Genomic DNA, 18,835 nt, shown 5'->3' with positions numbered 1-18,835 from the left:
CGTCGGCCACGTCCGCGACCCCGCCCAGCTCGCGGGCGGCGGCCCGGTGTCCTGCGACGACACGAAGCTGTGGCTCACCACCCTCGTGATGGCCTGCGCCGACCGCTGGCCGGGCACGAGACGCAGGTGTGGCTCGCCACGACGCCCGACGTCACACCGCGCACCGGCGGGTACCGGTACCACCGGCGGACGCGGACGCCGCATCCGGCGGCCCTGGAGGAACGGTTCCAGGCCGGTCTGCTGCGGGAGCTGGAGCGGCGCACGGGCGTCCCGCTCGACTGAATCGCCCCCTCGCCAGGCCGGTTCCGCACGGTTTCGCGCCGTGCGGAACCGGCCGTTTGCTGCGCCCTGTTGACGTCACCGGTTAAACAGGTGACGATGTTCGTGTGTCAACGACCCGGGAACGAAGGGGGCTTCACGTGATCGACAGGCGTGTGTTCAACAAGGTGCTGGGGGCGGGGGCCGCGGGGGTTCCGCTGAGCGGGGCCGGGGCGGGAGTGGCGTCGGCCGGGACGCGGGAGGCCGCGCCCGTGTCGGCCGCGCGCTCCTCGGACGCCGGGTTTCCGCAGGTCAAGCAGGTGCGGGCCGGGCTGCTCGACGTCGGGTACGTCGAGCTGGGGCCCGCGCACGGGCCGGTGGTCATCTGCCTGCACGGGTGGCCGTACGACATCCACAGCTACGTCGAGGCCGCCCCGCTGCTCGAGGCGGAGGGGTACCGGGTGATCGTGCCGTACCTGCGGGGTTACGGGACGACGCGGTTCCTGTCCGGCCGGACCTTCCGCAACGGACAGCAGGCGGCGATCGCCCGCGACCTCCTCGCGCTGATGGACGCGCTGAAGATCGAGCGCGCGGTGCTCGCCGGGTTCGACTGGGGCGCGCGGACCGCCGACATCGTCGCCGCGCTGTGGCCCGAGCGGTGCAAGGCGCTGGTGTCGGTGACCGGATACCTCGTGACCAACAGGGCCGCCAACCTCGAGCCGTTGACGGCGAAGGCCGAGCACTCCTGGTGGTACCAGTTCTACTTCGCCACCGAACGCGGCGAACTCGCCATGAACGACCGGGAGTTCAGGCGTGACCTGGCCCGGCTGACATGGGCGGAGACGTCGCCGACGTGGGACTTCGACGACGCGACCTTCGACCGCGCGGCCACCGCCTTCGACAACCCCGACCACCCGGCGATCGTCCTGCACAACTACCGCTGGCGCCTGAGCCTCGCCGACGGCGAACGCCGCTACGACGCCCTGGAGCGACGCCTCGCCACCCGCCCGACGATCGGCGTCCCCACGATCACCCTCGACCCCGCGCTCGACCCGTTCACCGCCCCCGGCGACGGCGCGTCCTACCGCGACCGGTTCACCGGCCCCTACGCACACCGCACCCTCACCGGCGTCGGCCACAACCTGCCCCAGGAGGCCCCGGACGCCTTCGCCCAGGCGGTCGTCGACGCGGACCACCTCCGGTAGAACACCCCGTAACCCGTCAGACAAGTGACGTGAGAGGAACGCGGCCATGGAAGACGACGCGACCCACGCCCGCCGCGCCCGCTTCGGCACCCTGCCCGAGCGGATCCGCTACGACGACCTGGTCGAGGAGAAGCCCGCCACCCCGCTCGACCCCTCGCGGTTCGCCCACGAGCAGGACCGCACCACCCTCGCCTGCCTCGCCCTCGACCTCGGCCTGTGAACCGCGCGGAACCTTGCCGATCCGCACGGTCACCGTACAGAATGGTGACGTGAACCTCGACCACGTCTTCGTCTGCGGAAACCCGGCGCTCGACTTCGCCGCGACCCTCAGAGCCCGCCGCTCGGCCCGCTTCGAGATGTTCGTGACGCCGGACCGGCTGACCGCCTGGTACGTGGAGTCCGGCATCGTCGACGCCGTCTCCCCGGGCCAGGACGCCGACGTCGAGGAGGCGAAGGAGGTGCGCGAGGCGATCTACCGCCTGGTCACCGCCCGCCGGCTGGGCGAACCGTACGACGGCTCGGCGCTGACGGTCCTCAACAACGCCGCCCGCACCCCCGCCGCCGTGCCCCAGCTCACCCCCTCGGGCCGCTGGACCCAGGGGACCCCGCGAGAAGCGCTCTCGCTGGTGGCCCGCGAGGCGGTCGAACTGCTCAGTGGCCCCGACGTCCCGCTCCTCAAGGAGTGCGGCAACCCCGAGTGCACCCGCACCTACGTCGACCGCTCGCGCGGGACGCGCCGGCAGTGGTGCGGCATGGAGTCCTGCGGCAACAAGATCAAGGCGGCGGCGTACCGGGCACGCAAGAAGTCGGTTCCCGCGAAGGCGGGTTGACCGCCGCCCGGCGCAGGTGCTCGATGCCCGTGTCGAGCGCGGCCCTGAGGTGGGCCGAGTCGCCGGTCGCCATCAGGATCGCCACCCCGCCCTGCACGCCCGCCAGCAGCGCCGCCGCCGTCCGCTCCGCGTCCAGGTCCGCCGCCACCAGGCCGCCCGTCTGCAACGCCCGTACCCCGCGCGCCAGGTGCTCCTGCCACCGGCGCATCAGCTCCACCACGATCGCCCGTGACCCCGGCCGGTCCCGGCCCACCTGAAGGAAGAGCGCGCCCAACGGGCAGTGGTCGCCCTGGAGTTCGTACCGCTCCACCACCACGTCCCGCCAACTCGCCCACGCCTCCCACGAGTCGAGCCGCCCGAGGTACGGCTGCTGGTCCTCCAGCACCCGCCCCGCCTCGAACCGGGCCACCGCCAGCAGGAGTTCGTCCTTCCCGCCCGGAAAGTAGTGGAAGAGCTGGCTCTTGCTGGTCCCGGTCCGGCCCCGGACGTCGTCCAGCGTCGTGAAGGCGACCCCCTGTTCCCGCAGCACCTCGGCCGCCCCGGCGACGATCCGGTCCCGGGTCGCCCGGCCCTTGGGAGTGAGCGCGTCTCTCATGCCGACGAGCCTACGGCCGGCCTGCGGTCGACTGGACTTGCCGGTCCATTTTCCCGGCGGCACCGTGAACGTCACCGCATCAGCTTCAGCGAAGGAGCACCGACCATGACCGAACGACTGCGCGACAAGACCGCCCTCATCACCGGTTCGACCAGTAACATCGGCCGGGCGATCGCCGAGGCGTTCGCGGCGGAGGGCGCCCACGTCGTCGTGTCCGGACGGGACGAGGCACGCGGCGCCGAGGTCGTCGCGGGGATCCGCGCGTCCGGCGGCCGGGCCGACTTCGTCGCGGCGGACCTCGACGGCAGCCCCGAGGCGTCCCGGCGACTCGCCGACCGTGCCCGGCAGGCGCTGGGCGGGCGGATCGACGTCCTCGTCAACAACGCGGGCGTCTACCCGGCGCCGAGGACCGCCGGCACCGACGAGAAGACATTCGACCGGGTGTACGGGGTCAACGTCAAGGCGCCGTTCTTCCTCACGGCGGCCGTCGTGCCGGGGATGGTGGCGGCGGGCGGCGGCGCGATCGTCAACCTCGGCTCCTGGATCGCCCGCCTCGGAGTCCCCGGCGGGGCGCTCTACAGCTCGACGAAGGGCGCGCTGGAGACGCTGACCCGGGCGTGGGCGGCGGAGTTCGGACCCAGCGGCGTGCGGGTCAACGCCGTCTCGCCGGGCGTCATCCTCCCGCCCAGCCCCGAGGGGACCGACCCGCACCCCGGCGAGGTGATGATGAACGGCACCCCGGCCGGGACCGTCGGCACCCCCGACGCCGTCGCGCACGCCGCCGTGTGGCTGGCGAGCGAGGAGGCGCGGTTCGTGCACGGGACCGTCGTCGACGTGGACGGCGGGCGGACCGGGGTCGCGGTGGTCGCGGGGTGAACGGTGGGCGGGTGACGCTCCCTTGAGTTGCCACCCCGCCATCACCCCGGTGAGGGACGGGAGTTCTACCGTTGGCCCATGAGCATGCGAGTCGTCGTCATCGGTGGCAGTGGACACATCGGCACCTACCTCGTCCCCCGGCTGGTCCGGGCCGGGTACGAGGTGGTGAACGTCAGCCGGGGAGAGCGGGCCGCGTACGCGGACGCGCCCGAGTGGGCCGAGGTGCGGCAGGTCGTCGCGGACCGGGAGGCGCCCGAATTCCCCGGCCGGATCGCCGAGTTGGGCGCGGACGTCGTCGTCGACCTCATCTGCTTCACCCTGGAGTCGGCCACCGCGCTCCTCGACCGGCTCAGGGGCGGGGTCGGGCATCTGCTGCACTGCGGGTCCATCTGGCGCTACGGGCCCAGCCGCAAGGTGCCGGTCACCGAGGAGACCGGCACCGCGCCGGTCGGCGAGTACGGCGTCCAGAAGGACCTCATCGCGCGGATGTTGAAGGAGGAGACCGCGGCCGGGGGAGTCGTGACGACGTCCCTGCACCCCGGGCACATCGTCGGCCCCGGCTGGCAGCCGATCGGGCCGCTGGGCAGTCACGACCCCGAGGTCTGGTACCGGCTCTCCGCCGGACAGCCGCTCCAAGTCCCGGGCATCGGTACGGAGTTGATGCACCACGTGCACGCCGACGACGTCGCGCACGCCTTCGAGCAGGCGATCGCCCGGCGGGACGCGGCGGCCGGGGAGGACTTCGTCGTCGTGGCGCCGACCGCGCTGAACGTGCGCGGCTTCGCCCACGAGGTCGCCCGGTGGTTCGGGCAGGAGGCGTCGCTGGAGACGGTGAGCTGGGCGGAGTTCCGGCGCGCGACCACGCCGGAGCTGGCCGCCGTGAGCTGGGAGCACCTGCACCGCAGTCAGTGCTTCAGCGTCGAGAAGGCGCGGACGGTCCTCGGGTACGCGCCCCGGTACGAGCCGGAGGAGGCCGTGCTCGAATCGGTGCGGTGGCTGATCGGGAACGGGGAGCTGAAGGTGGCGCGGGCGCTGGCCGTGTGAGACGCCGGATGGTGAAAGAGGGTCGGATCTTTACGGTTCCCTTCGGAAAAGGCCAGGTCAGCGGGGTAGTCTGAAGAACCCTGATGGTGGAACGAGGACTGCGGAGGACGTGATGGGTGACACCATCCCCCGGCTGGACTTCAATCCGCCCCGGCAGCGGGTGCCCGGCTTCGAGATCGTCGACCTCGCCGTCCTCGACCGGCGGCGCCGGCACACCGTCCACCGCGTCGACTTCCATACCCTCACGTTGTTCACCGAGGGCAGCGGGGAGCACGCCGTCGACTTCGTGACGTATCCCTGCCGGCCCGGCACGCTGCTGTGGGTGCGGCCGGGGCAGGTCCAGCGCCACACCCGGCCCGGGACGGCCGACGGCAACGGCATTCACGTGCTGTTCACGCCGACCTTTCCGCCGCCCTTCAGCAGTGCCGCCCGCCTTCTCGGCGGCACCGACGAACCCACCTGCCGCCAGCTCGGGGCGAGCCCTCAGTACGCCGTACTCGCCACCCTCCTCAGCCAGTTGAGGGCCGAGTACGAGCAGGCCGGCTCCGCCGAGATCCTTCAGCACCTCCTCGTGACCGTCCTCCTCCACGTCGACCGGCTGCCCCGGCCCGACGGCAGCGACCCCCATGCCGGGGGCGAGGTCTACGCCCGCTTCCGCGCCGAGCTCGAACGCTCCTACGCGCGCACGCGCCGCGCCGCCGACTACGCGCATCGCCTCGGCTACACCGTCAAGACCCTCACCCGCGCCTGCACCGCCGCCACCGGACGCCCCGTCAAACACGTCATCGACACCCGCGTCGCCCTCGAAGCCCAACGCCTCCTCGCCCACACCGACGAACCCGCCGCCACCATCGCCCACCGCCTGGGCTTCCCCGAACCCACCAACTTCGGCAAGTTCTTCACACGGCACACGGGGGTCACGCCGGGGGCGTTCCGGGAGGCGCATCGGGGGTGAGCGGGGGAGCCGGGGTGGACACCGGGTCCGCGAGGGAACCCGTGTCATGGGCGGCGACGAATCAGTTTTTGCACATGAATGGCTTTCCTTGGATATGACATGGATATGAATGGATGTGCTGTACTCGGCTCCGCACCGATGAACCAGGCCGAAGGACGAAGATGACCGCACCCGTGGCACCCGGCGACGACACGACGTCGGGGCTCGACCGGCGCGCCGAGCTGAGGGAGTTCCTGCGCTCACGCCGGGCCAGGCTGAGCCCGCAGGACGTCGGCGTGCCCATGTACGGGCGACGCCGGGTTCCGGGACTGCGCCGCGAGGAACTGGCGCAGCTCGCGGGCGTGTCCTACGCGTACTACGTACGTCTGGAACAGGGCTACGGCGACACCGTGTCGACGGACGTCCTCGACGCCGTCGCCCGCGCCCTGCGGCTGACGGAGGAGGAGCACGACTACCTGGTCAGGCTGGCCCAGCCCGACCGCAGGAGCACGACGGCCGCCCCCGAGCCGTCCGGCCTGCGGCCCTCCGTCCGGCACCTGCTCGACACGGTGGGCACGCCCGCGTTCGTCGTCGACCGGCGCATGGACGTCCTCGGCTGGAACCGGCTCGCCGCCGCCGTCTTCGGGGACCCGAGGCGGCTGGCCCCCGAGGAACGCAACGTGGCCCGGCTGGCGTTCCTGTCGCCCGAGATGCGCGGGCGGTTCGCCGACCCGTCCTGCATGGCCCGCAGGATCGCGGCCGTGCTGCGCATGAACGCGGGCAAAAGCCCCGAAGACGCCCACTTCGCCGCGCTGATCGGGGAACTCTCCGACCGGAGCGAGGAGTTCCGGCGGCTGTGGGCGCGGCACGACGTGAGCTGTGGGACCGCCGGCGAACGCGTGCGGCTGCGGCACGCCCTCGTGGGCGAGTACGTCCTCGTCCACGAGCCCATGGCCCTGCGCGGGGGCGCGCCCATGCGGATCGTCACCTTCGTCGCCGAACCCGGCTCGTACGCGGAAGAGGCCCTGCGGATGCTGGCCAGTTGGGACGGCGACCCGCACCGCCCGTGAGCCGCGCTCACCGGCCGGCGCCTCCCACGGCGCGCAGCTGACGCTCGACGGTCCGCCTCAGCAACTCGGCCCTCTCACCGCTCTGTTCGGGAACCTCGTCCACCACACGCGCGGCGGCCTCGGCCCACAGCGCGTCGGACGGCCGCGCGCCGAGGAGGCGCCGCTCGACGGCGGACAGCCTGCGGGGCACGCCGTCCGCGCCGCCGACGGCCACCCTCGCCTCCTCGACCACCCCGTCACGGACCCGCAGCACGACGGCCACCGCGACGGGCCCCACCGCGCCGGGCACCTTGAGGTAGCCCGAGTCCAGCCGCCGCAGCACCTCCGGGATCTCCACGGACGTGACCGACTCGCCGGGCTCGGCCGGCAGCCCGGCGAACGGCACGCTCCGCCCGCCGCCGGGGCCCAGCAGATGGACCGTCACCTCCAGTGCCGTGAACGCCACGGCGACGTCGCCCGCGAGGTCGTCGCGGACGGTCAGCACGTCGGCCGACGCCTCCAGCGCCTGCGCGACCACCGGATACAGCGCCCGCACCAGCGGGTGCGCCGCGACCACGGCCGACGGCGCCGACGCGGCGATCCGCAGGCCCCCACGCGGCGTGACGGTGACCCGGCGCGGCGAGGGGACCCCAGGGGATACGACGGACATGCCCACTCTCCCGGTCGGCGGAAACAGCCGCCGGCGGGCTCTCCGCCGGCTCGCTCCCCAGCCTGGAGCAGACCGAGTGGGACGGGAAGCGGACGGTTTACGTAGGTCCGGTACCGGTACTACCGGCGTTCCTACCACTGGCAGTAGTAGGTGTGGTGAAGCCCTGGAACGTGACCCGGGCGCGGGTCACGAAGCCGAGGCGTTCGTAGAGGGCGATCGCCGTGGTGTTCGCCTCGGCGACGTGCAGGAAGGGGCGTTCGCCCCGGGCGAGGACGCGGGCGGTGAGCGCGGCGACGAGCCGGGCGGCGTGGCCCTGGCCCCGGGCCTCGGGGGACGTGCAGACGGCGCTGATCTCGGTCCAGCCGGGCGGGCGCAGGCGCTCGCCGGCCATGGCGACGAGGGTGCCGGAACCGTCGCGGACACCGAGGTAGGTGCCGAGGTCGACGGTGCGTTTCCAGAAGGGGCCGGGGCGGGTGCGGTCGACGAGGGCGAGCATGTCGGGGACGTCGTCGGGACCCAGGTCGAGGACGGGGTGGGGGAGGGGTGCTTGCTTGCCCTCGGGCCAGATCATCTGGCGGCCGTCGAGGACGAACACCGGCTCCCAGCCGGCCGGCGGCTGCGCCGGGCGGCTGAACATGTCCGCGAAGGCGCCCTCGCCGAGGAGGTGCGCCAGGTCGGCCCAGTCCGTCGCGTCGGGGTCGGTGGAGATCGCCGAGAAGGTCGCCACGTCCGGGAGATAGGTCGCCGCTCTGCCGACCCGGCGTGCGAGGTGGGCGTGGTGTCCGCGCAGGGATTCGCCCACCGGGTCGTCGAGGACGGCGTCGTCAGCCATCGTGCTCCTTCTTCGCGCAGGGTCGCCGGGCGATCATCGTACGTACCGTTAATCGCTTGCCGGACGCCCGCTCGGACGGCTCCAATGGCCGGCATGATCACCCTCGGCGCCCTCGCCCCGCTGACCCGCCCCGGCTGGACCGACGCGGGCCGCCACCTCCTCGCCGGCCTCGAACTGGCCGTCCGCGAGGTCAACGACGCCGGGGGGATCGCCGGGACGCCGCTCGGACTGATCGTCCGCGACACCGGCGCCGACCCGGCGAAGGCGGAGGCGGCCGTCGATGAACTCGCCGGGCTCGGGGTGGCCGCGCTGGCCGGGGAGTACCACAGCGTCGTCGCCCGCGCCGCCGCGACCAGGGCCGACGCCCTCGGTGTCCCGTTCCTGTGCTCCTCGGCGGTCCTCGACACCCTCACCCCGCGCCCGACGGACCTGGTCGCCCGGCTCTCCCCGCCGCAGTCCCGGGGCTGGCGGACCTACGCGGACCACCTCCTCGCCGCCGGCCACCGCCGGATCGCCGTCGTCGCGCAGCCCAGCGCCTACTGGGACGCCGGGACACGCGTCCTGCGCGACCACCTCACCCCGCGCGGCGCCGGCCTCACCGTGCTCGACCCGGCGGCGGACGTGTGTGACGCCCTCGTCGCGCACCGGGCCACCGCCCTCCTGCTGCTGACCGGCAGCCCCGATCCGGCCGTCGGGATCATCCGCGCCGTCCGCCGGGACGACCGCCTCACCGGCGTCCTCCTCGGCGCCCCCGCGGGACAGCCCGAATTCCTCGGCGACGACGGCACCGGGATCCCCTTCCTGCGCTACCTCCCCGACCAGCTCACCCCTCTGGGCACCCGAGTCGAGGCGACCCTGCGCCACCACCTGGGCGAGGCCCCCTCGTTCGTCGCCTTCGAGGGCTACGACACCGTGCTCGTCCTGACGGAGTCCCTGCGCACCGCCACCTCCTGGGCCCATCTCAGCGTCCCCGGCACCCGCGGCCCGATCACCTTCTCGCCCGACCCCGCCACCGGCCTCTGGCAGTGGCCGCAGGCACCGCTCCAGGTCGCCGAACGCGAACCGTCGGGCCACGTCCGCGTTCTGCGCACCGGCTGACCCGCGAAGCTCCGGGCGGATATCCGGCGGCGGCCGTCGGCGGTTGCCGGCACGATCGGGTTGTGGCGACGATGTTTCTGATGGTGGGGCTGCCGGGAGCCGGGAAGACCACGCGGGCACGGCAACTCGCGCAAGCGCACCGGGCGGTGAGGCTGACGCCCGACGAGTGGATGATCCCGCTGTTCGGGCTGCTGGAGGCGGACGGGAAGCGGGACGTGCTGGAAGGGCGGTTGCTGCGGGTCGGGTTGGAGGCGTTGGCGGGCGGGGCCGATGTGGTGGTCGACTTCGGGTGCTGGTCCCGGGACGAGCGGTCGGCGATCCGCTGGCTGGCGCGGAGCGCGGGGGCGGGCTGCCGGGTCGTGTATCTGCCGGTGGACCGGACGACCCAGCTCGCCCGGATCGCGCACCGTCAGGCGACGGCTCCCGACGAGACGTTGCCGATGGACGAGACCGAAGTCCTGCTGTGGCGCGAGCGGTTCGAGGAGCCGGACGCCGGGGAGCTGGCGGGGGACGAGATCGACGGTCCGCCCGCCGGGTGGGCGGGGTGGCCGGAGTGGGCCGGGGCACGGTGGCCGTCGTTCGCGTGAGCGGACGGATGTCGTGTGAGCGGTCGGATGTCGCCGGCGCGGTCGGGCGGCGTGGGTGCGGCGGAAACCGGCGTGAGCGAGGGCGCTGACGGGCGGCCGGAGGCACCCGCCGACCGAAACGGATAGTGGGCTCCGATAGCTAGACTGGCGCGTATGACCCCTCCCGACCAGCCACGCGACGAGCCCGCCACCCCGCCGCTGCGCAGTGACGCCGAGCGCAACCGCGGACGGATCGTCGCCGCCGCGCGCACCGTGTTCGCGCGGGACGGGATCGGCGCCTCCATGGCCTCCGTGGCCCGCGAGGCGGGCGTCGGCATCGCCACGATGTTCCGGCGCTTCCCCACCAAGGCGGAGCTGGTCGACGCCGTCTTCGCCGACCGCATGGCCGCCTACGCCGACGCCGTCACCGTCGCCCTCGACGACCCGGACCCCTGGCACGGCTTCGTCGGCTACATCGAGTCCGCCTGCGCGATGCAGGCCGCCGACTCCGGCTTCGCCGACGTGCTGACCATGGCCTTCCCGACGGCCAAGGTCCTCGAAAAGTGCCGCGACGACGCGTACGCCGACATGGTCGAACTCATCGCCCGCGCCAAGGCGACCGGCCGTCTGCGCGAGGACTTCGACCCCTCCGACCTGGTCCTCCTCCACATGGCCAACGCGGGTGTCGTCAAGGCGACCGGTTCCGCCGCCCCCGACGCCTGGCGCCGCGTCATCGCCCTGCTGATCCAGTCCCTGGAGACCCCGGCGAAGGGCGAACTGCCCCCGCCGGCCGGGCACGAGGCGCTGTACCAGGCGATGCTGCGGGAGAGTTCGGCGGAGCAGTCGGGGTGACGCGGCGCCTTCTCGGAGCCGGAGCCGGGACCTGGTCCGCGTCACACCGAGGCCGAGGCCGAGGCCGAGGCCGGGGCTGAAGCCCGGTGCGTTGCCTTCGGCCGGTGCCGGAAAGGGGGTTCCCTTCCGGCACCGGCCTTTCCCGTGGCCGCCCGCCGTCATGGGGGTCCGGCGGGCGGCCACGGCGGGGTCCGTTCCCCGTCCCCTGGCGGAACGGACCCCGGGTCGCTGTCAGTCCGACGTCTGGGCCGGACCCGCCGTCACCCTGCGCAGGAGCGGCTTGCTCGCGGTGATCGCGGCGAACATGGCGAGCGCGCCGACGACCACACAGACCAGGAGCCGCACGGCGCCGGAGGTGTTCATCGTGGTGCCGGCCAGCTTGTTGACCTGGGTGGCGCCGAACACGCCCATCAACGTGGTGCCGCCCGCCAGCGCCGTCAGCGGGATCACGGCCTCGCGGACGCGGGCGCTGTCGAGGACCGACAGGGGCGTGCCGGACAGTCGCAGGAGGCCGTAGGTGCGGCGCCGGTCGAGGACGTTCGCCGCCGCGGTGAGCCCCGCCGAGGCGGCCGCGACGAGGAAGCTGAGGACGAGGGTCGCGGTGCTGACGGTGGCGACGCGCGCGGTGACCGTGTCGTCCGGCGTGGCGACGTACTGCTGGGTGAAGGGCAGCTTGCCCCCGCCGAGGGGCGTCAGCGCGGTGACGGCCCTGTCGAGCTGGTCCTGACCGCCGGAGACCTGGGCGACGATGCCGGGCATCCCGCTGAGGAGGCTGTCGAACTCGTCCTCGCCGACGACCCTCACCGTCGCCGTGACCCCCGCCTGCCGCAGCGCCGTGCGGGCCTCGGTCGCGGTGTGCCGCGCGTCGGAGGCGACCACGGCCACCTGACCGTGATGGTCCGGGCCGTCGAGGCCGAGGGCGCTGATGGAGAAGAACCCGGCCACGAACCCGGCGAGCACCAGCCCGCTGACCGTGCGCCACGCCCCGCGCGGATCGTCGCTGAGCCTGCGCGCCGCGAGCAGCGTGGCCGGCCGGACCGCGAAGCGGCCCACGACCCGGCCCAGCCGGTCCACGACCCAGGGCCCGAACAGCCAGAACGCGCCGTAGAAGAGCAGCAGCAGCGCGATCAGCTGCCGGTTCTTCAACTGGCCGTCGCCCGTGGACATCCAGATGCAGCCGAGGACCGCGACGAACAGCACCAGCCGGATCGCCCGCGTACGGCGCGGGTCGGACTGCTGGGCGACGCCCAGCGGCGACGAGGCCACCTGACGCAGCATCGTCACCGCGCTGACCGTGATGAGCGCGGTCACGGCCAGCACGACCGCCGCGAACCACAGCGGCCCCACCCACAGTTGGCCGGCGTACCAGCCGCCGACGCCGTACGGGAGCCGGGCGAGCGCGGGCAGCAGCAGCGTGTAGCCGAGCGCCCCCGCGAAGGCACCGGCCGCGCCGACCCCGGCCGCCTCGACGGCCGTCATGCCGAGGATCTGCCGGGGCGTCGCCCCCGCCAGCCGCAGCGCCGCGAGCCGCTGTTCACGCCGGGCCGCGCCGAGCCGTCCGGCGGCCGAGGCCAGCACGACGACCGGCATCACGAGCAGCAGCACGCCCAGCAGGACGGTGCCCTGGTCGGTGCCGGTGAGGACGCTCGCCTTCGTGCTGGTGAACCCGGCGACCAGCGCGCGCTCGGTCAGGTTCTCGTCGTAGTAGTTCTGGTCGCCGGCCCGCGCCGACACCGCCGGGTCGCCCGACGTCCGCCCGACCACCGCGACCAGTTCGTCCGGTGAGGCGAGCGCGGCGGAGCCGAGCGTGCCGTACGACGTCACCTTCGGGAAGCGGTCGGCGAGCTGGTTCGCGGGGAGTCTGCCGAGGAGTTCGGCCAGCGCGGGGGAGACGTACACCTCGCCCGGTTTCGGGAAGGCGCTCAGACCGGGCGGCGCGGGGGTCTCCTCGCGGCCCGGCAGGTGGGCCAGGTTGACGACCGTGACGGGGTCGTGGCGGACGTACGTCACAGTCGTCAACTGGATCGCCGTCGCCCGGTTCGCCGGGGCGGAGGCGGGGGTGCGCCAGGTCGTGTGGTCGGCGCGGGCGCCGGCGCCGAGGGCGGCGGCGATCATCACCAGCAGGAGGAACGAACCGACGGCGGCGGCGCCGGCCGCGAGGAGCTGCGACTGCAGCCCGCGGCGGCCTGAGGATCTGGCGAGGTGCCAGGTCAGCGGGAGGACGGGGGAACGCATGGGGACTCCGGGTGGGTCGGGTGGGGGCTCGGCTGCGCGCGGCCGGCTCTCAGTGCTCGAACTTCCTCAGCAGCGCTCGGAATTCGTCAGCGCTCGAACTTCCACGTCACGCTGGTCGCGCCGGCCTTGGTCACGCGTACGGGTATCTCCACGGTCCCGCCGCCGCTCTTCTCGCCCGTGCAGGTGATCGACGCGCCGGTGACGGCCTTGAGCCCGGTCGGGCAGGTCACGTTCGTGACCTTGTCGCCGATCCAGGGCAGCGGGTGGTACTTGCCCTGGGTGCGGCCCGCGACGATCTTCGCCGAGAGCACCTTGTGGCCGTCGGCCGAGACCGCCGTGTCGTCGTTCAGCGGTGTCGTGGACTCGGTGCCGGACATGAGGTGGGTGGCCAGGCCGACCAGCGCGGTCACGGCGACCACACCGCCGACGGCACCGATGACGAATCCGTTGCGCTGCATCGACCGCTCCTGGGGGACGTGGGGAGAACGTGCCTCCAGACTCGCTCCTCCGACGCCGTCGCCGCCTCGGCCGAACGGCCAGTGAACGGGCCGTTTCCCCACGGGCGGCCTCGGCCGTTCGGCCGATCCGGGGGAGGGGTGGCGGACCGTAGCGTGATCGGCATGAAGTCCGTGTCATCCCGTGGTCTCGCCCGAGGTTTCGCCGACGGTCTCCTGGTCTCCGCCTGTGCCGTCGACGTCCTTCTCGTGGGGTTCGACGGAGAGGGGGACCTGCCGGTGGCGCCGGCCGTCTGGCCGGCCCTCGCCGTCGTGCTCACCGGCCTCGCCGCCGTGCTGTGGCCGTCAGGACGCAGGCCCGACTGGCTCACGTTGCGGGTGCGGATCCTCGTCCCCGTCCTCGCCTCGGTCCTCTACTCCCTGGGCTCGGCGATCAGCGTGAGCGGGACCATGTTCGGGCCCGGTGAGGTCGTCCTGCTGCTGTGCCTTCTGCACATCGCGGTGCGGCGCTGCCCGGCCCGGTCGGCCGTCGGGTACGGGGTGCTCGCCGTCGGCGCGCTCATGCTGCTGCCGGTACGGAGCATGGAGTTGCCCGGATCGGACGCGCTCGTCCTCGGGTTCATCGGCCTCGTCCTGATCGGCTTGTTCGTCGCCCTCGCCGCCTACCTGCGCACCATGGACTACCGGCGGGCGGTCGCCGTCAGCGAGACGCGGCGCGGCGAGCGCGTCGCCATCGCGGCCGACCTCCACGACTTCGTGGCGCACCATGTCACCGGCATCCTCGTCCAGACGCAGGTGGCCCGCATGATGGCCACCACCCAGCGGCACTCCCTCGACCCCGTCCTCGCCGGCATGGAGCACGCCGCGACCGAAGCGCTCGCCTCCATGCGCCGCACGGTCGGTGTCCTGCGCGACACGGGCGACGACGCCGCCGACCATCGGCCCGCCGCCGACCGCCGGCCCGTCGGCGACCTCGCGGCCATCGCCGACCTCACGGACAGATTCGCGACCCCCATCCAGACGGTCACCCTCCACCGCGCGCCCACCCTCTCCGACCGCCTCCCCCACGAGATCCAGGCCGCCGCCTTCCGCGTCGTCCAGGAATCCCTCACCAACATCCGCCGCCACGCCGGCGACGCCACCCACATCGACGTCCACCTCCACAACACCCCCCACCACCTCGTCGTCTCCATCACCGACAACGGCCGAGGCAGCACCCAACTCCCCCCGGAAGCCCACGGCGGCGGCTTCGGCCTCATCGGCCTCAAGGAACGAGTGACCGCCCTCGGCGGCGCCCTGCACACCGGCCCCGGCAGAGACACGGGCTGGGAGGTACGAGCAACGTTCCCACTGCCGAAGGCCTGAGCCCCAACCACCACCCCCCCGCTGGCCTCAGCCCCGCTCCTGACGGTCCTTCAACAACTGGGAGACACGCTGGGGCGAGACCCCCAGGACGTGCGCGATGTCACGACCGGTGAGCCCGTGGGCGGCCAGGGCAGCGGCGGTGCGCCGAAGCTCCGCCGCAGCGGCGACCTGGGCCTTGTGCGCATCGACGGTCGCCTGAGTCGCCGCACGGACACGCCGGTTGAGCTCGTCACCGAGATCGACCTTGAGGGTGACACCGTGCTCGGCGCCGGCGACCGAGGCGGCCTGCATCAGGGCGCGGCCGTGGCGGAGTCGGCGATCCAGTCCCCCTGGCCAGTCCCCTGGTCGGAAATACCCAGGGGGGACCGGACGCGAGGACGTCAGCCCGCTGTCGCCTCCTGCGTGATGCGTTCGAACTCCGCCCCCATCGCCTCCGAGAGGGCCTGGGCGGCGGAGAGGGGGCGGACCATGACGGTGAGGTCGTCGATGAGGCCGTTGTCGTCGAGGTGGAGGAAGTCGCAGCCTTGGAGGGTGCGGCCGTTGACGGTGGCGGTGAAGACGAGGGCGTGGTTGCGGCCGTCGGGGTCGTTGATCTCGCGGATGTAGGTGAAGTCGGCGAAGACGCGGGAGACCGCGCGGAGGATCGCGGCGGTGAGGGGCTTGCCGGTGTAGGGCTTGAAGGCGACGGGGCTGGTGAAGACGACGTCGTCGGAGAGGAGGTCGGCGACGGCGTCCATGTCGCCGCGTTCGACGGCGGAGCGGAAGGCGTGCATGGGGAATCCTTAGTCAATTAGTTGAGTAGTTACGGGGAGGAGGTCAGGGCGTTTGGCCACGCGGCCGTCGCCCGAGGAGCGGCCGCGCAGGCGGCGCAGGAGCCAGGGCCCGAGGAACGTGCCGGCCCAGCGCAGCTCCGTGCCGGCCGCGCGCCAGGCGGGCACCACGGGAAGGGCGGTCGGCAGGGGCAGCGTCCAGCTGGAGTCGCTGCCCGGCAGCTCCAGCGCCTGCGCGACGGCGGCGGCGATCCGCGCATGCCCGAGCGCGCTCGTGTGCAGCCGGTCGGCGGACCACAGCCGGGGATCGGTCGCCGCGGGGTGCACGGCGATCTCCGCGACCGCGACCCCGTGCCGCCCGGCGGCCTCCCGGATCCGTTCGTTGAGCGCGAGGATCCGCCGCCCGACCGGCCTGGCCAGCGGCGACACGGCCCCGACGTCGGGAAACGTCATCGTCGCGACGGTCACCCCGCGCGCGGTGAGCGCCGCGAACATCGCCTCCAGGTCCCCGGCGACCGCGTCGAGGTCGAACCCCGGCCGCAGCAGGTCGTTGACCCCGGCCGAGACCGTCGCGAGGTCGGGCCGCAGCGCGAGGGCCGCCTCCAACTGCTCCTGGCGCACCTGCCCCGCCCGCCGTCCCCGCACCGCGAGGTTCGCGTACAGCAGCTCGGGCTCGTGCCGCGCCAGTTCCTCGGCGAGCCGGTCCGCCCACCCGCGCAGCCCCCGGACGTCGTCCCCGTCCCCGACCCCTTCCGTCTGGCTGTCACCGAGGGCGACATAGCGCCGGAACATCCCAACCCCCTGACACCTAGGTGCGTTGTTGAGTAATCAGCCTATCCGCAGCTCGCCCGGAAGTCCGCGTCGGGGACGTACGCCCGCCACTCCGCCCGGCTCAGCCCGCCCCCGGTCCGCTCGCACAGCGCGGCCACCGCGCCCCGGGCGGAGAGCGGGAAGCTCTGGAGCGCGGGGCATCGGGCCCGGCGGCGTACAGCGTCTGCCCGTCCGGGGCGAACGCGAGCGACCCGGCTCCGCCGTCCGCCGCCGGTAGATCCGCCCCGACGCGCTGCTGCGAGCCGCCGTCCCAGAGCGTGACGGTGCCGGCCGTGTCGCCGACGGCGAGCCGCTTGCCGTCGGCGCTGAACGCGAGCGCGGTGACCTGGCCGCCGTCCGCGAGCGCGCGCCCGCCGGCCGGGCCGGACGGCCGGCAGGGCGCCGAGGAAGCCGTGCGGCAGGGACGCGGTCCGGCGGGCCCGGCCGCCGTCCAGCGACCAGACGTACGTGGCGATCGCGTCGTCCGGCCCGGCGCGCGCGTCGGATCGTCTCACCGGCGTCGAGGAGGTGTCGATGACGCTGGCGACACCGAAGGTGAGGGTCGTCCACGTCACCACGCGCATCGGCCTCATCGACGCCGTCCACCGCATCGAGCCCGGCCTCGTCGAGCGGACCGTGCGCCGGGGGGCACGCGGCGATGGTCCGCGCGGGCGTGCCCGAACCGGCGATCTGGGTGTGCGGCATCACCCCGCACGCCGGGGAGAACGGGCTGTTCGGCCACGGCGAGGAGGGGAGGCGGGGCGGTGATCCGCCCCGCCGTCAACCGCCTTTCCCGTCAACCCCGTTCAGCGGTACGTGTTGTTGCTCGTGTGCTCCCCGCTCAGCCACTCCGCCAGCTCCGCGCGGGCGGTCCGGCGGCGTTCCGCGTCGGTCTCGTGGATGCCGGGGGCGTCGAGGGTGAATTCGAGGAGGAGGCCGTTGGGGTCGCTGGTGTAGAGGGAGCGGCAGTAGCCGTGTTCGAGGACGTAGGTCTCCTCGGGCTTCCAGCCGGCCTTCTCCAGGCGGGAGGCGATCGCGTTCTGGACGTCCTCGGTGACCTTGAGGGCGATGTGCTGGAAGGGGGAGTGCGGCATCTCGGGGCCGAACTGCTTCTGGTCGTCGGGGTCGGCGAACTGGAAGAAGGCCAGCGCGCTGCCGTCGCCGAGGCCGTAGAAGGTGTGGCAGTACGTGCGGACGGCGCCGAAGAGTTCGTCGGACTCCTTCCAGGTCGCGATCAGCGGCAGCCCGACGATGTCCTCGTAGAAGGCGCGGGTCGCCTCCTGGTCGCGGGTGACGTAGGCGTTGTGGTGCAGGCGCGACGGGAGGGCCGAGGCGTCGGGGGAGGGCTGAGTCATCGTCGACTCTCCTTCGAGAATCCCAGCGGACATATGTCCGCTGTGCGGTCATGCGCGCAACCCTGGTACGCCCGCCCCACGTCGTCAACCCTCGGGAAGGCTCGATCGGGTAAAGCCGGTCCCGGCGGCGGAGGCTGGACCGCAGTGCGGACGGGCGGCGTAATCTGGACGCCCGTCAGTCGAGGAGAGGCGCAGCAGATGCCGCGTACGGGCACCGGGCCTGATTTCATCGAAGCGCTGGCCCGAGGGCTGGAGGTGATCACCGCCTTCGCCCCGCAGCGCCCCGTGATGTCGCTGTCCGAAGTGGCGACGGCGACCGGCCTCGCCCGCCCCACCGCCCGCCGCATCCTGCTCACCCTGGAGGAGCTGGGCTACGTCAGGACCGACGAACGCGGCTTCGCCCTCACCCCCCGCGTCCTCGACCTCGGCATGGCCTACGTCGGCTCGCTGGGCCTGTGGGACGTGGCCCGCCCGCACATGGAACGCCTGGTGGCCCGCACCCGCGAGTCCTGCTCGGTCGCCCAGCTCGACGGCGGCGACATCGTGTACGTCGCCCGGGTCGCCGTCCCGAAGATCGTGACCCTCTCCGTGCGCATCGGCACCCGCTTCCCCGCCCTGCAGACCTCCCTCGGCAAGGTGCTGCTGGCCGCGCTGGAGCCGGCCGAGCTGGAGCGGACCCTCGCCGAGCCCACCCGCTCCGGCCTCACCCCCCTGTGGTGCCCCGGCGAGGAGGAGCGGGACGCCGCCCTGCGCGAGGTGCGCGCGCGGGGCTGGGCCCTGGCCGACGAGGACCTGGCCCTCGGCATCCGCTCGGTCGCGGTGCCCCTGCGCGACGGCGAGGGCCGGGTGATCGCGGCGATCAACGTCAACGCCCACGCCGCCGAGACCTCCCTGGACGACCTGCGCGACCGCCACCTGCCCGCGCTCCTCCAGACCGCCGGCGACATCAGCGCCGACTTCGCCCGCCTGACGGCCGTCCCGCGCGCGGTGGCCGCCGTTCAAGGCTGAACACCCGCCCTTGCCAGGACGGGGGCCC

Annotated in this window: 24 protein-coding genes and 1 pseudogene; 15 read left to right on the top strand and 10 right to left on the bottom strand. The window is 73.4% G+C overall.

What is annotated here, in order from left to right; genetic code table 11:
* The first annotated feature begins 69 nt into the window (after positions 1-69).
* The 4 genes from IAG44_RS03910 to IAG44_RS03895 all read left to right on the top strand — a co-directional run bounded on the left by IAG44_RS03910 (position 70) and on the right by IAG44_RS03895 (position 2,293).
* The gene (locus tag IAG44_RS03910; protein ID WP_187745732.1) at positions 70-282 is read left to right on the top strand and encodes a Rossmann-fold NAD(P)-binding domain-containing protein; all 213 of its coding nucleotides are present in this window, start codon (positions 70-72) and stop codon (positions 280-282) included.
* Between the two features lie 137 nt (positions 283-419).
* A complete protein-coding gene (locus tag IAG44_RS03905; RefSeq protein WP_187745731.1) occupies positions 420-1,463 on the top strand; it encodes an alpha/beta fold hydrolase in 1,044 nt (347 codons plus the stop codon).
* A gap of 46 nt (positions 1,464-1,509) precedes the next feature.
* Positions 1,510-1,683 carry a hypothetical protein gene (locus IAG44_RS03900; RefSeq protein ID WP_187745730.1) on the top strand — a complete coding sequence of 58 codons (174 nt, stop codon included), beginning with the start codon at positions 1,510-1,512 and terminating at the stop codon, positions 1,681-1,683.
* 49 nt (positions 1,684-1,732) lie between these two features.
* Entirely contained in the window at positions 1,733-2,293 is a 561-nt protein-coding gene (locus IAG44_RS03895; protein ID WP_187745729.1) for a CGNR zinc finger domain-containing protein, read from the top strand.
* Here IAG44_RS03895 and IAG44_RS03890 read toward each other — a convergent pair.
* A complete protein-coding gene (locus tag IAG44_RS03890; RefSeq protein ID WP_187745728.1) occupies positions 2,238-2,888 on the bottom strand; it encodes a TetR/AcrR family transcriptional regulator in 651 nt (216 codons plus the stop codon). The two genes, IAG44_RS03895 and IAG44_RS03890, sit on opposite strands and share 56 nt — an antisense overlap.
* Before the next feature lie 105 nt (positions 2,889-2,993).
* Between IAG44_RS03890 and IAG44_RS03885 the strand changes: the two genes are divergently transcribed.
* From IAG44_RS03885 to IAG44_RS03870, 4 genes are all read left to right on the top strand, one after another.
* The gene (locus IAG44_RS03885) at positions 2,994-3,764 is read left to right on the top strand and encodes an SDR family NAD(P)-dependent oxidoreductase (RefSeq protein ID WP_187745727.1); all 771 of its coding nucleotides are present in this window, start codon (positions 2,994-2,996) and stop codon (positions 3,762-3,764) included.
* A 78-nt stretch (positions 3,765-3,842) separates the two neighbouring features.
* Positions 3,843-4,808, top strand: coding sequence for an NAD-dependent epimerase/dehydratase family protein (locus IAG44_RS03880; RefSeq protein WP_246561438.1), 966 nt, complete (start codon positions 3,843-3,845; stop codon positions 4,806-4,808).
* A gap of 112 nt (positions 4,809-4,920) precedes the next feature.
* Positions 4,921-5,763 carry a helix-turn-helix domain-containing protein gene (locus tag IAG44_RS03875; RefSeq protein ID WP_187745726.1) on the top strand — a complete coding sequence of 281 codons (843 nt, stop codon included), beginning with the start codon at positions 4,921-4,923 and terminating at the stop codon, positions 5,761-5,763.
* A gap of 161 nt (positions 5,764-5,924) precedes the next feature.
* Positions 5,925-6,812, top strand: coding sequence for a helix-turn-helix domain-containing protein (locus IAG44_RS03870; protein ID WP_187745725.1), 888 nt, complete (start codon positions 5,925-5,927; stop codon positions 6,810-6,812).
* A 7-nt stretch (positions 6,813-6,819) separates the two neighbouring features.
* Here the strand turns inward: IAG44_RS03870 and IAG44_RS03865 are convergent, their stop codons facing one another.
* Both IAG44_RS03865 and IAG44_RS03860 read right to left on the bottom strand, forming a co-directional pair.
* On the bottom strand, positions 6,820-7,461 hold the full coding sequence (locus tag IAG44_RS03865) for an FAD binding domain-containing protein (protein ID WP_187745724.1): 642 nt from the start codon (positions 7,459-7,461) through the stop codon (positions 6,820-6,822).
* A 97-nt stretch (positions 7,462-7,558) separates the two neighbouring features.
* Positions 7,559-8,293: a GNAT family N-acetyltransferase gene (locus IAG44_RS03860; RefSeq protein ID WP_187745723.1), complete on the bottom strand. Its 735-nt coding sequence runs from the start codon at positions 8,291-8,293 to the stop codon at positions 7,559-7,561.
* Positions 8,294-8,386: 93 nt separating this feature from the next.
* Here IAG44_RS03860 and IAG44_RS03855 point away from each other — a divergent pair, with 93 nt between their 5' ends.
* The 3 genes from IAG44_RS03855 (at position 8,387) to IAG44_RS03845 (ending at position 10,809) form a co-directional block, all read left to right on the top strand.
* Positions 8,387-9,391, top strand: coding sequence for an ABC transporter substrate-binding protein (locus IAG44_RS03855; RefSeq protein ID WP_246561436.1), 1,005 nt, complete (start codon positions 8,387-8,389; stop codon positions 9,389-9,391).
* Between the two features lie 62 nt (positions 9,392-9,453).
* Positions 9,454-9,978, top strand: coding sequence for a P-loop nucleotide/nucleoside kinase family protein (locus tag IAG44_RS03850; RefSeq protein ID WP_187745721.1), 525 nt, complete (start codon positions 9,454-9,456; stop codon positions 9,976-9,978).
* A 153-nt stretch (positions 9,979-10,131) separates the two neighbouring features.
* A complete protein-coding gene (locus IAG44_RS03845) occupies positions 10,132-10,809 on the top strand; it encodes a TetR/AcrR family transcriptional regulator (protein WP_187745720.1) in 678 nt (225 codons plus the stop codon).
* A gap of 231 nt (positions 10,810-11,040) precedes the next feature.
* Here IAG44_RS03845 and IAG44_RS03840 read toward each other — a convergent pair whose 3' ends face one another.
* Entirely contained in the window at positions 11,041-13,044 is a 2,004-nt protein-coding gene (locus IAG44_RS03840; protein ID WP_187745719.1) for an FtsX-like permease family protein, read from the bottom strand.
* An 86-nt stretch (positions 13,045-13,130) separates the two neighbouring features.
* Positions 13,131-13,502 carry a DUF4333 domain-containing protein gene (locus IAG44_RS03835; RefSeq protein ID WP_187745718.1) on the bottom strand — a complete coding sequence of 124 codons (372 nt, stop codon included), beginning with the start codon at positions 13,500-13,502 and terminating at the stop codon, positions 13,131-13,133.
* A 162-nt stretch (positions 13,503-13,664) separates the two neighbouring features.
* On the opposite strand from IAG44_RS03835, the gene IAG44_RS03830 reads away from it, so the two are divergent.
* Positions 13,665-14,864 carry a sensor histidine kinase gene (locus IAG44_RS03830; protein ID WP_187745717.1) on the top strand — a complete coding sequence of 400 codons (1,200 nt, stop codon included), beginning with the start codon at positions 13,665-13,667 and terminating at the stop codon, positions 14,862-14,864.
* Positions 14,865-14,891: 27 nt separating this feature from the next.
* Here IAG44_RS03830 and IAG44_RS03825 read toward each other — a convergent pair whose 3' ends face one another.
* From IAG44_RS03825 to IAG44_RS44685, 4 genes and pseudogenes are all read right to left on the bottom strand, one after another.
* Complete coding sequence (locus tag IAG44_RS03825; RefSeq protein WP_187745716.1) at positions 14,892-15,155, bottom strand: hypothetical protein; 264 nt, start codon at positions 15,153-15,155, stop codon at positions 14,892-14,894.
* A gap of 89 nt (positions 15,156-15,244) precedes the next feature.
* Positions 15,245-15,637: a nuclear transport factor 2 family protein gene (locus IAG44_RS03820; protein ID WP_187745715.1), complete on the bottom strand. Its 393-nt coding sequence runs from the start codon at positions 15,635-15,637 to the stop codon at positions 15,245-15,247.
* 9 nt (positions 15,638-15,646) lie between these two features.
* Positions 15,647-16,426, bottom strand: a complete 780-nt coding sequence (locus tag IAG44_RS03815) for an SGNH/GDSL hydrolase family protein (RefSeq protein ID WP_187745714.1) — start codon at positions 16,424-16,426, stop codon at positions 15,647-15,649.
* A gap of 100 nt (positions 16,427-16,526) precedes the next feature.
* A pseudogene (locus IAG44_RS44685) lies at positions 16,527-16,784 on the bottom strand (hypothetical protein); the annotation flags it as partial.
* Positions 16,785-16,912: 128 nt separating this feature from the next.
* Between IAG44_RS44685 and IAG44_RS44185 the strand changes: the two are divergent.
* Both IAG44_RS44185 and IAG44_RS03810 read left to right on the top strand, forming a co-directional pair.
* The gene (locus IAG44_RS44185; RefSeq protein ID WP_281404271.1) at positions 16,913-17,212 is read left to right on the top strand and encodes a 4-hydroxythreonine-4-phosphate dehydrogenase PdxA; all 300 of its coding nucleotides are present in this window, start codon (positions 16,913-16,915) and stop codon (positions 17,210-17,212) included.
* Positions 17,103-17,366, top strand: coding sequence for a 4-hydroxythreonine-4-phosphate dehydrogenase PdxA (locus IAG44_RS03810; RefSeq protein ID WP_281404270.1), 264 nt, complete (start codon positions 17,103-17,105; stop codon positions 17,364-17,366). The genes IAG44_RS44185 and IAG44_RS03810 overlap by 110 nt, the downstream gene beginning before the upstream one ends.
* Here the strand turns inward: IAG44_RS03810 and IAG44_RS03805 are convergent.
* Entirely contained in the window at positions 17,251-17,799 is a 549-nt protein-coding gene (locus IAG44_RS03805) for a VOC family protein (RefSeq protein WP_187752486.1), read from the bottom strand. The genes IAG44_RS03810 and IAG44_RS03805 overlap by 116 nt on opposite strands.
* Before the next feature lie 198 nt (positions 17,800-17,997).
* On the opposite strand from IAG44_RS03805, the gene IAG44_RS03800 reads away from it, so the two are divergent.
* On the top strand, positions 17,998-18,807 hold the full coding sequence (locus IAG44_RS03800; RefSeq protein ID WP_187752485.1) for an IclR family transcriptional regulator domain-containing protein: 810 nt from the start codon (positions 17,998-18,000) through the stop codon (positions 18,805-18,807).
* The last annotated feature ends 28 nt before the right edge of the window (positions 18,808-18,835 follow it).

The sequence above is a fragment of the Streptomyces roseirectus genome (assembly GCF_014489635.1).
Taxonomy (GTDB): Bacteria; Actinomycetota; Actinomycetes; order Streptomycetales; family Streptomycetaceae; genus Streptomyces; species Streptomyces roseirectus.
This window is presented reverse-complemented; position numbering and strand designations above follow the sequence as displayed.

Coding starts and splice junctions, on each gene's coding strand:
- IAG44_RS03900 (WP_187745730.1), top strand. CDS start 1,510: ATGGAAGACGACGCGACCCACGCCCGCCGCGCCCGCTTCGGCACCCTG.
- IAG44_RS03890 (WP_187745728.1), bottom strand. CDS start 2,888: ATGAGAGACGCGCTCACTCCCAAGGGCCGGGCGACCCGGGACCGGATC.
- IAG44_RS03885 (WP_187745727.1), top strand. CDS start 2,994: ATGACCGAACGACTGCGCGACAAGACCGCCCTCATCACCGGTTCGACC.
- IAG44_RS03880 (WP_246561438.1), top strand. CDS start 3,843: ATGAGCATGCGAGTCGTCGTCATCGGTGGCAGTGGACACATCGGCACC.
- IAG44_RS03875 (WP_187745726.1), top strand. CDS start 4,921: ATGGGTGACACCATCCCCCGGCTGGACTTCAATCCGCCCCGGCAGCGG.
- IAG44_RS03870 (WP_187745725.1), top strand. CDS start 5,925: ATGACCGCACCCGTGGCACCCGGCGACGACACGACGTCGGGGCTCGAC.
- IAG44_RS03865 (WP_187745724.1), bottom strand. CDS start 7,461: ATGTCCGTCGTATCCCCTGGGGTCCCCTCGCCGCGCCGGGTCACCGTC.
- IAG44_RS03860 (WP_187745723.1), bottom strand. CDS start 8,293: ATGGCTGACGACGCCGTCCTCGACGACCCGGTGGGCGAATCCCTGCGC.
- IAG44_RS03855 (WP_246561436.1), top strand. CDS start 8,387: ATGATCACCCTCGGCGCCCTCGCCCCGCTGACCCGCCCCGGCTGGACC.
- IAG44_RS03845 (WP_187745720.1), top strand. CDS start 10,132: ATGACCCCTCCCGACCAGCCACGCGACGAGCCCGCCACCCCGCCGCTG.
- IAG44_RS03840 (WP_187745719.1), bottom strand. CDS start 13,044: ATGCGTTCCCCCGTCCTCCCGCTGACCTGGCACCTCGCCAGATCCTCA.
- IAG44_RS03835 (WP_187745718.1), bottom strand. CDS start 13,502: ATGCAGCGCAACGGATTCGTCATCGGTGCCGTCGGCGGTGTGGTCGCC.
- IAG44_RS03830 (WP_187745717.1), top strand. CDS start 13,665: ATGAAGTCCGTGTCATCCCGTGGTCTCGCCCGAGGTTTCGCCGACGGT.
- IAG44_RS03825 (WP_187745716.1), bottom strand. CDS start 15,155: ATGCAGGCCGCCTCGGTCGCCGGCGCCGAGCACGGTGTCACCCTCAAG.
- IAG44_RS03820 (WP_187745715.1), bottom strand. CDS start 15,637: ATGCACGCCTTCCGCTCCGCCGTCGAACGCGGCGACATGGACGCCGTC.
- IAG44_RS03815 (WP_187745714.1), bottom strand. CDS start 16,426: ATGTTCCGGCGCTATGTCGCCCTCGGTGACAGCCAGACGGAAGGGGTC.
- IAG44_RS03810 (WP_281404270.1), top strand. CDS start 17,103: ATGGTCCGCGCGGGCGTGCCCGAACCGGCGATCTGGGTGTGCGGCATC.
- IAG44_RS03805 (WP_187752486.1), bottom strand. CDS start 17,799: ATGACTCAGCCCTCCCCCGACGCCTCGGCCCTCCCGTCGCGCCTGCAC.
- IAG44_RS03800 (WP_187752485.1), top strand. CDS start 17,998: ATGCCGCGTACGGGCACCGGGCCTGATTTCATCGAAGCGCTGGCCCGA.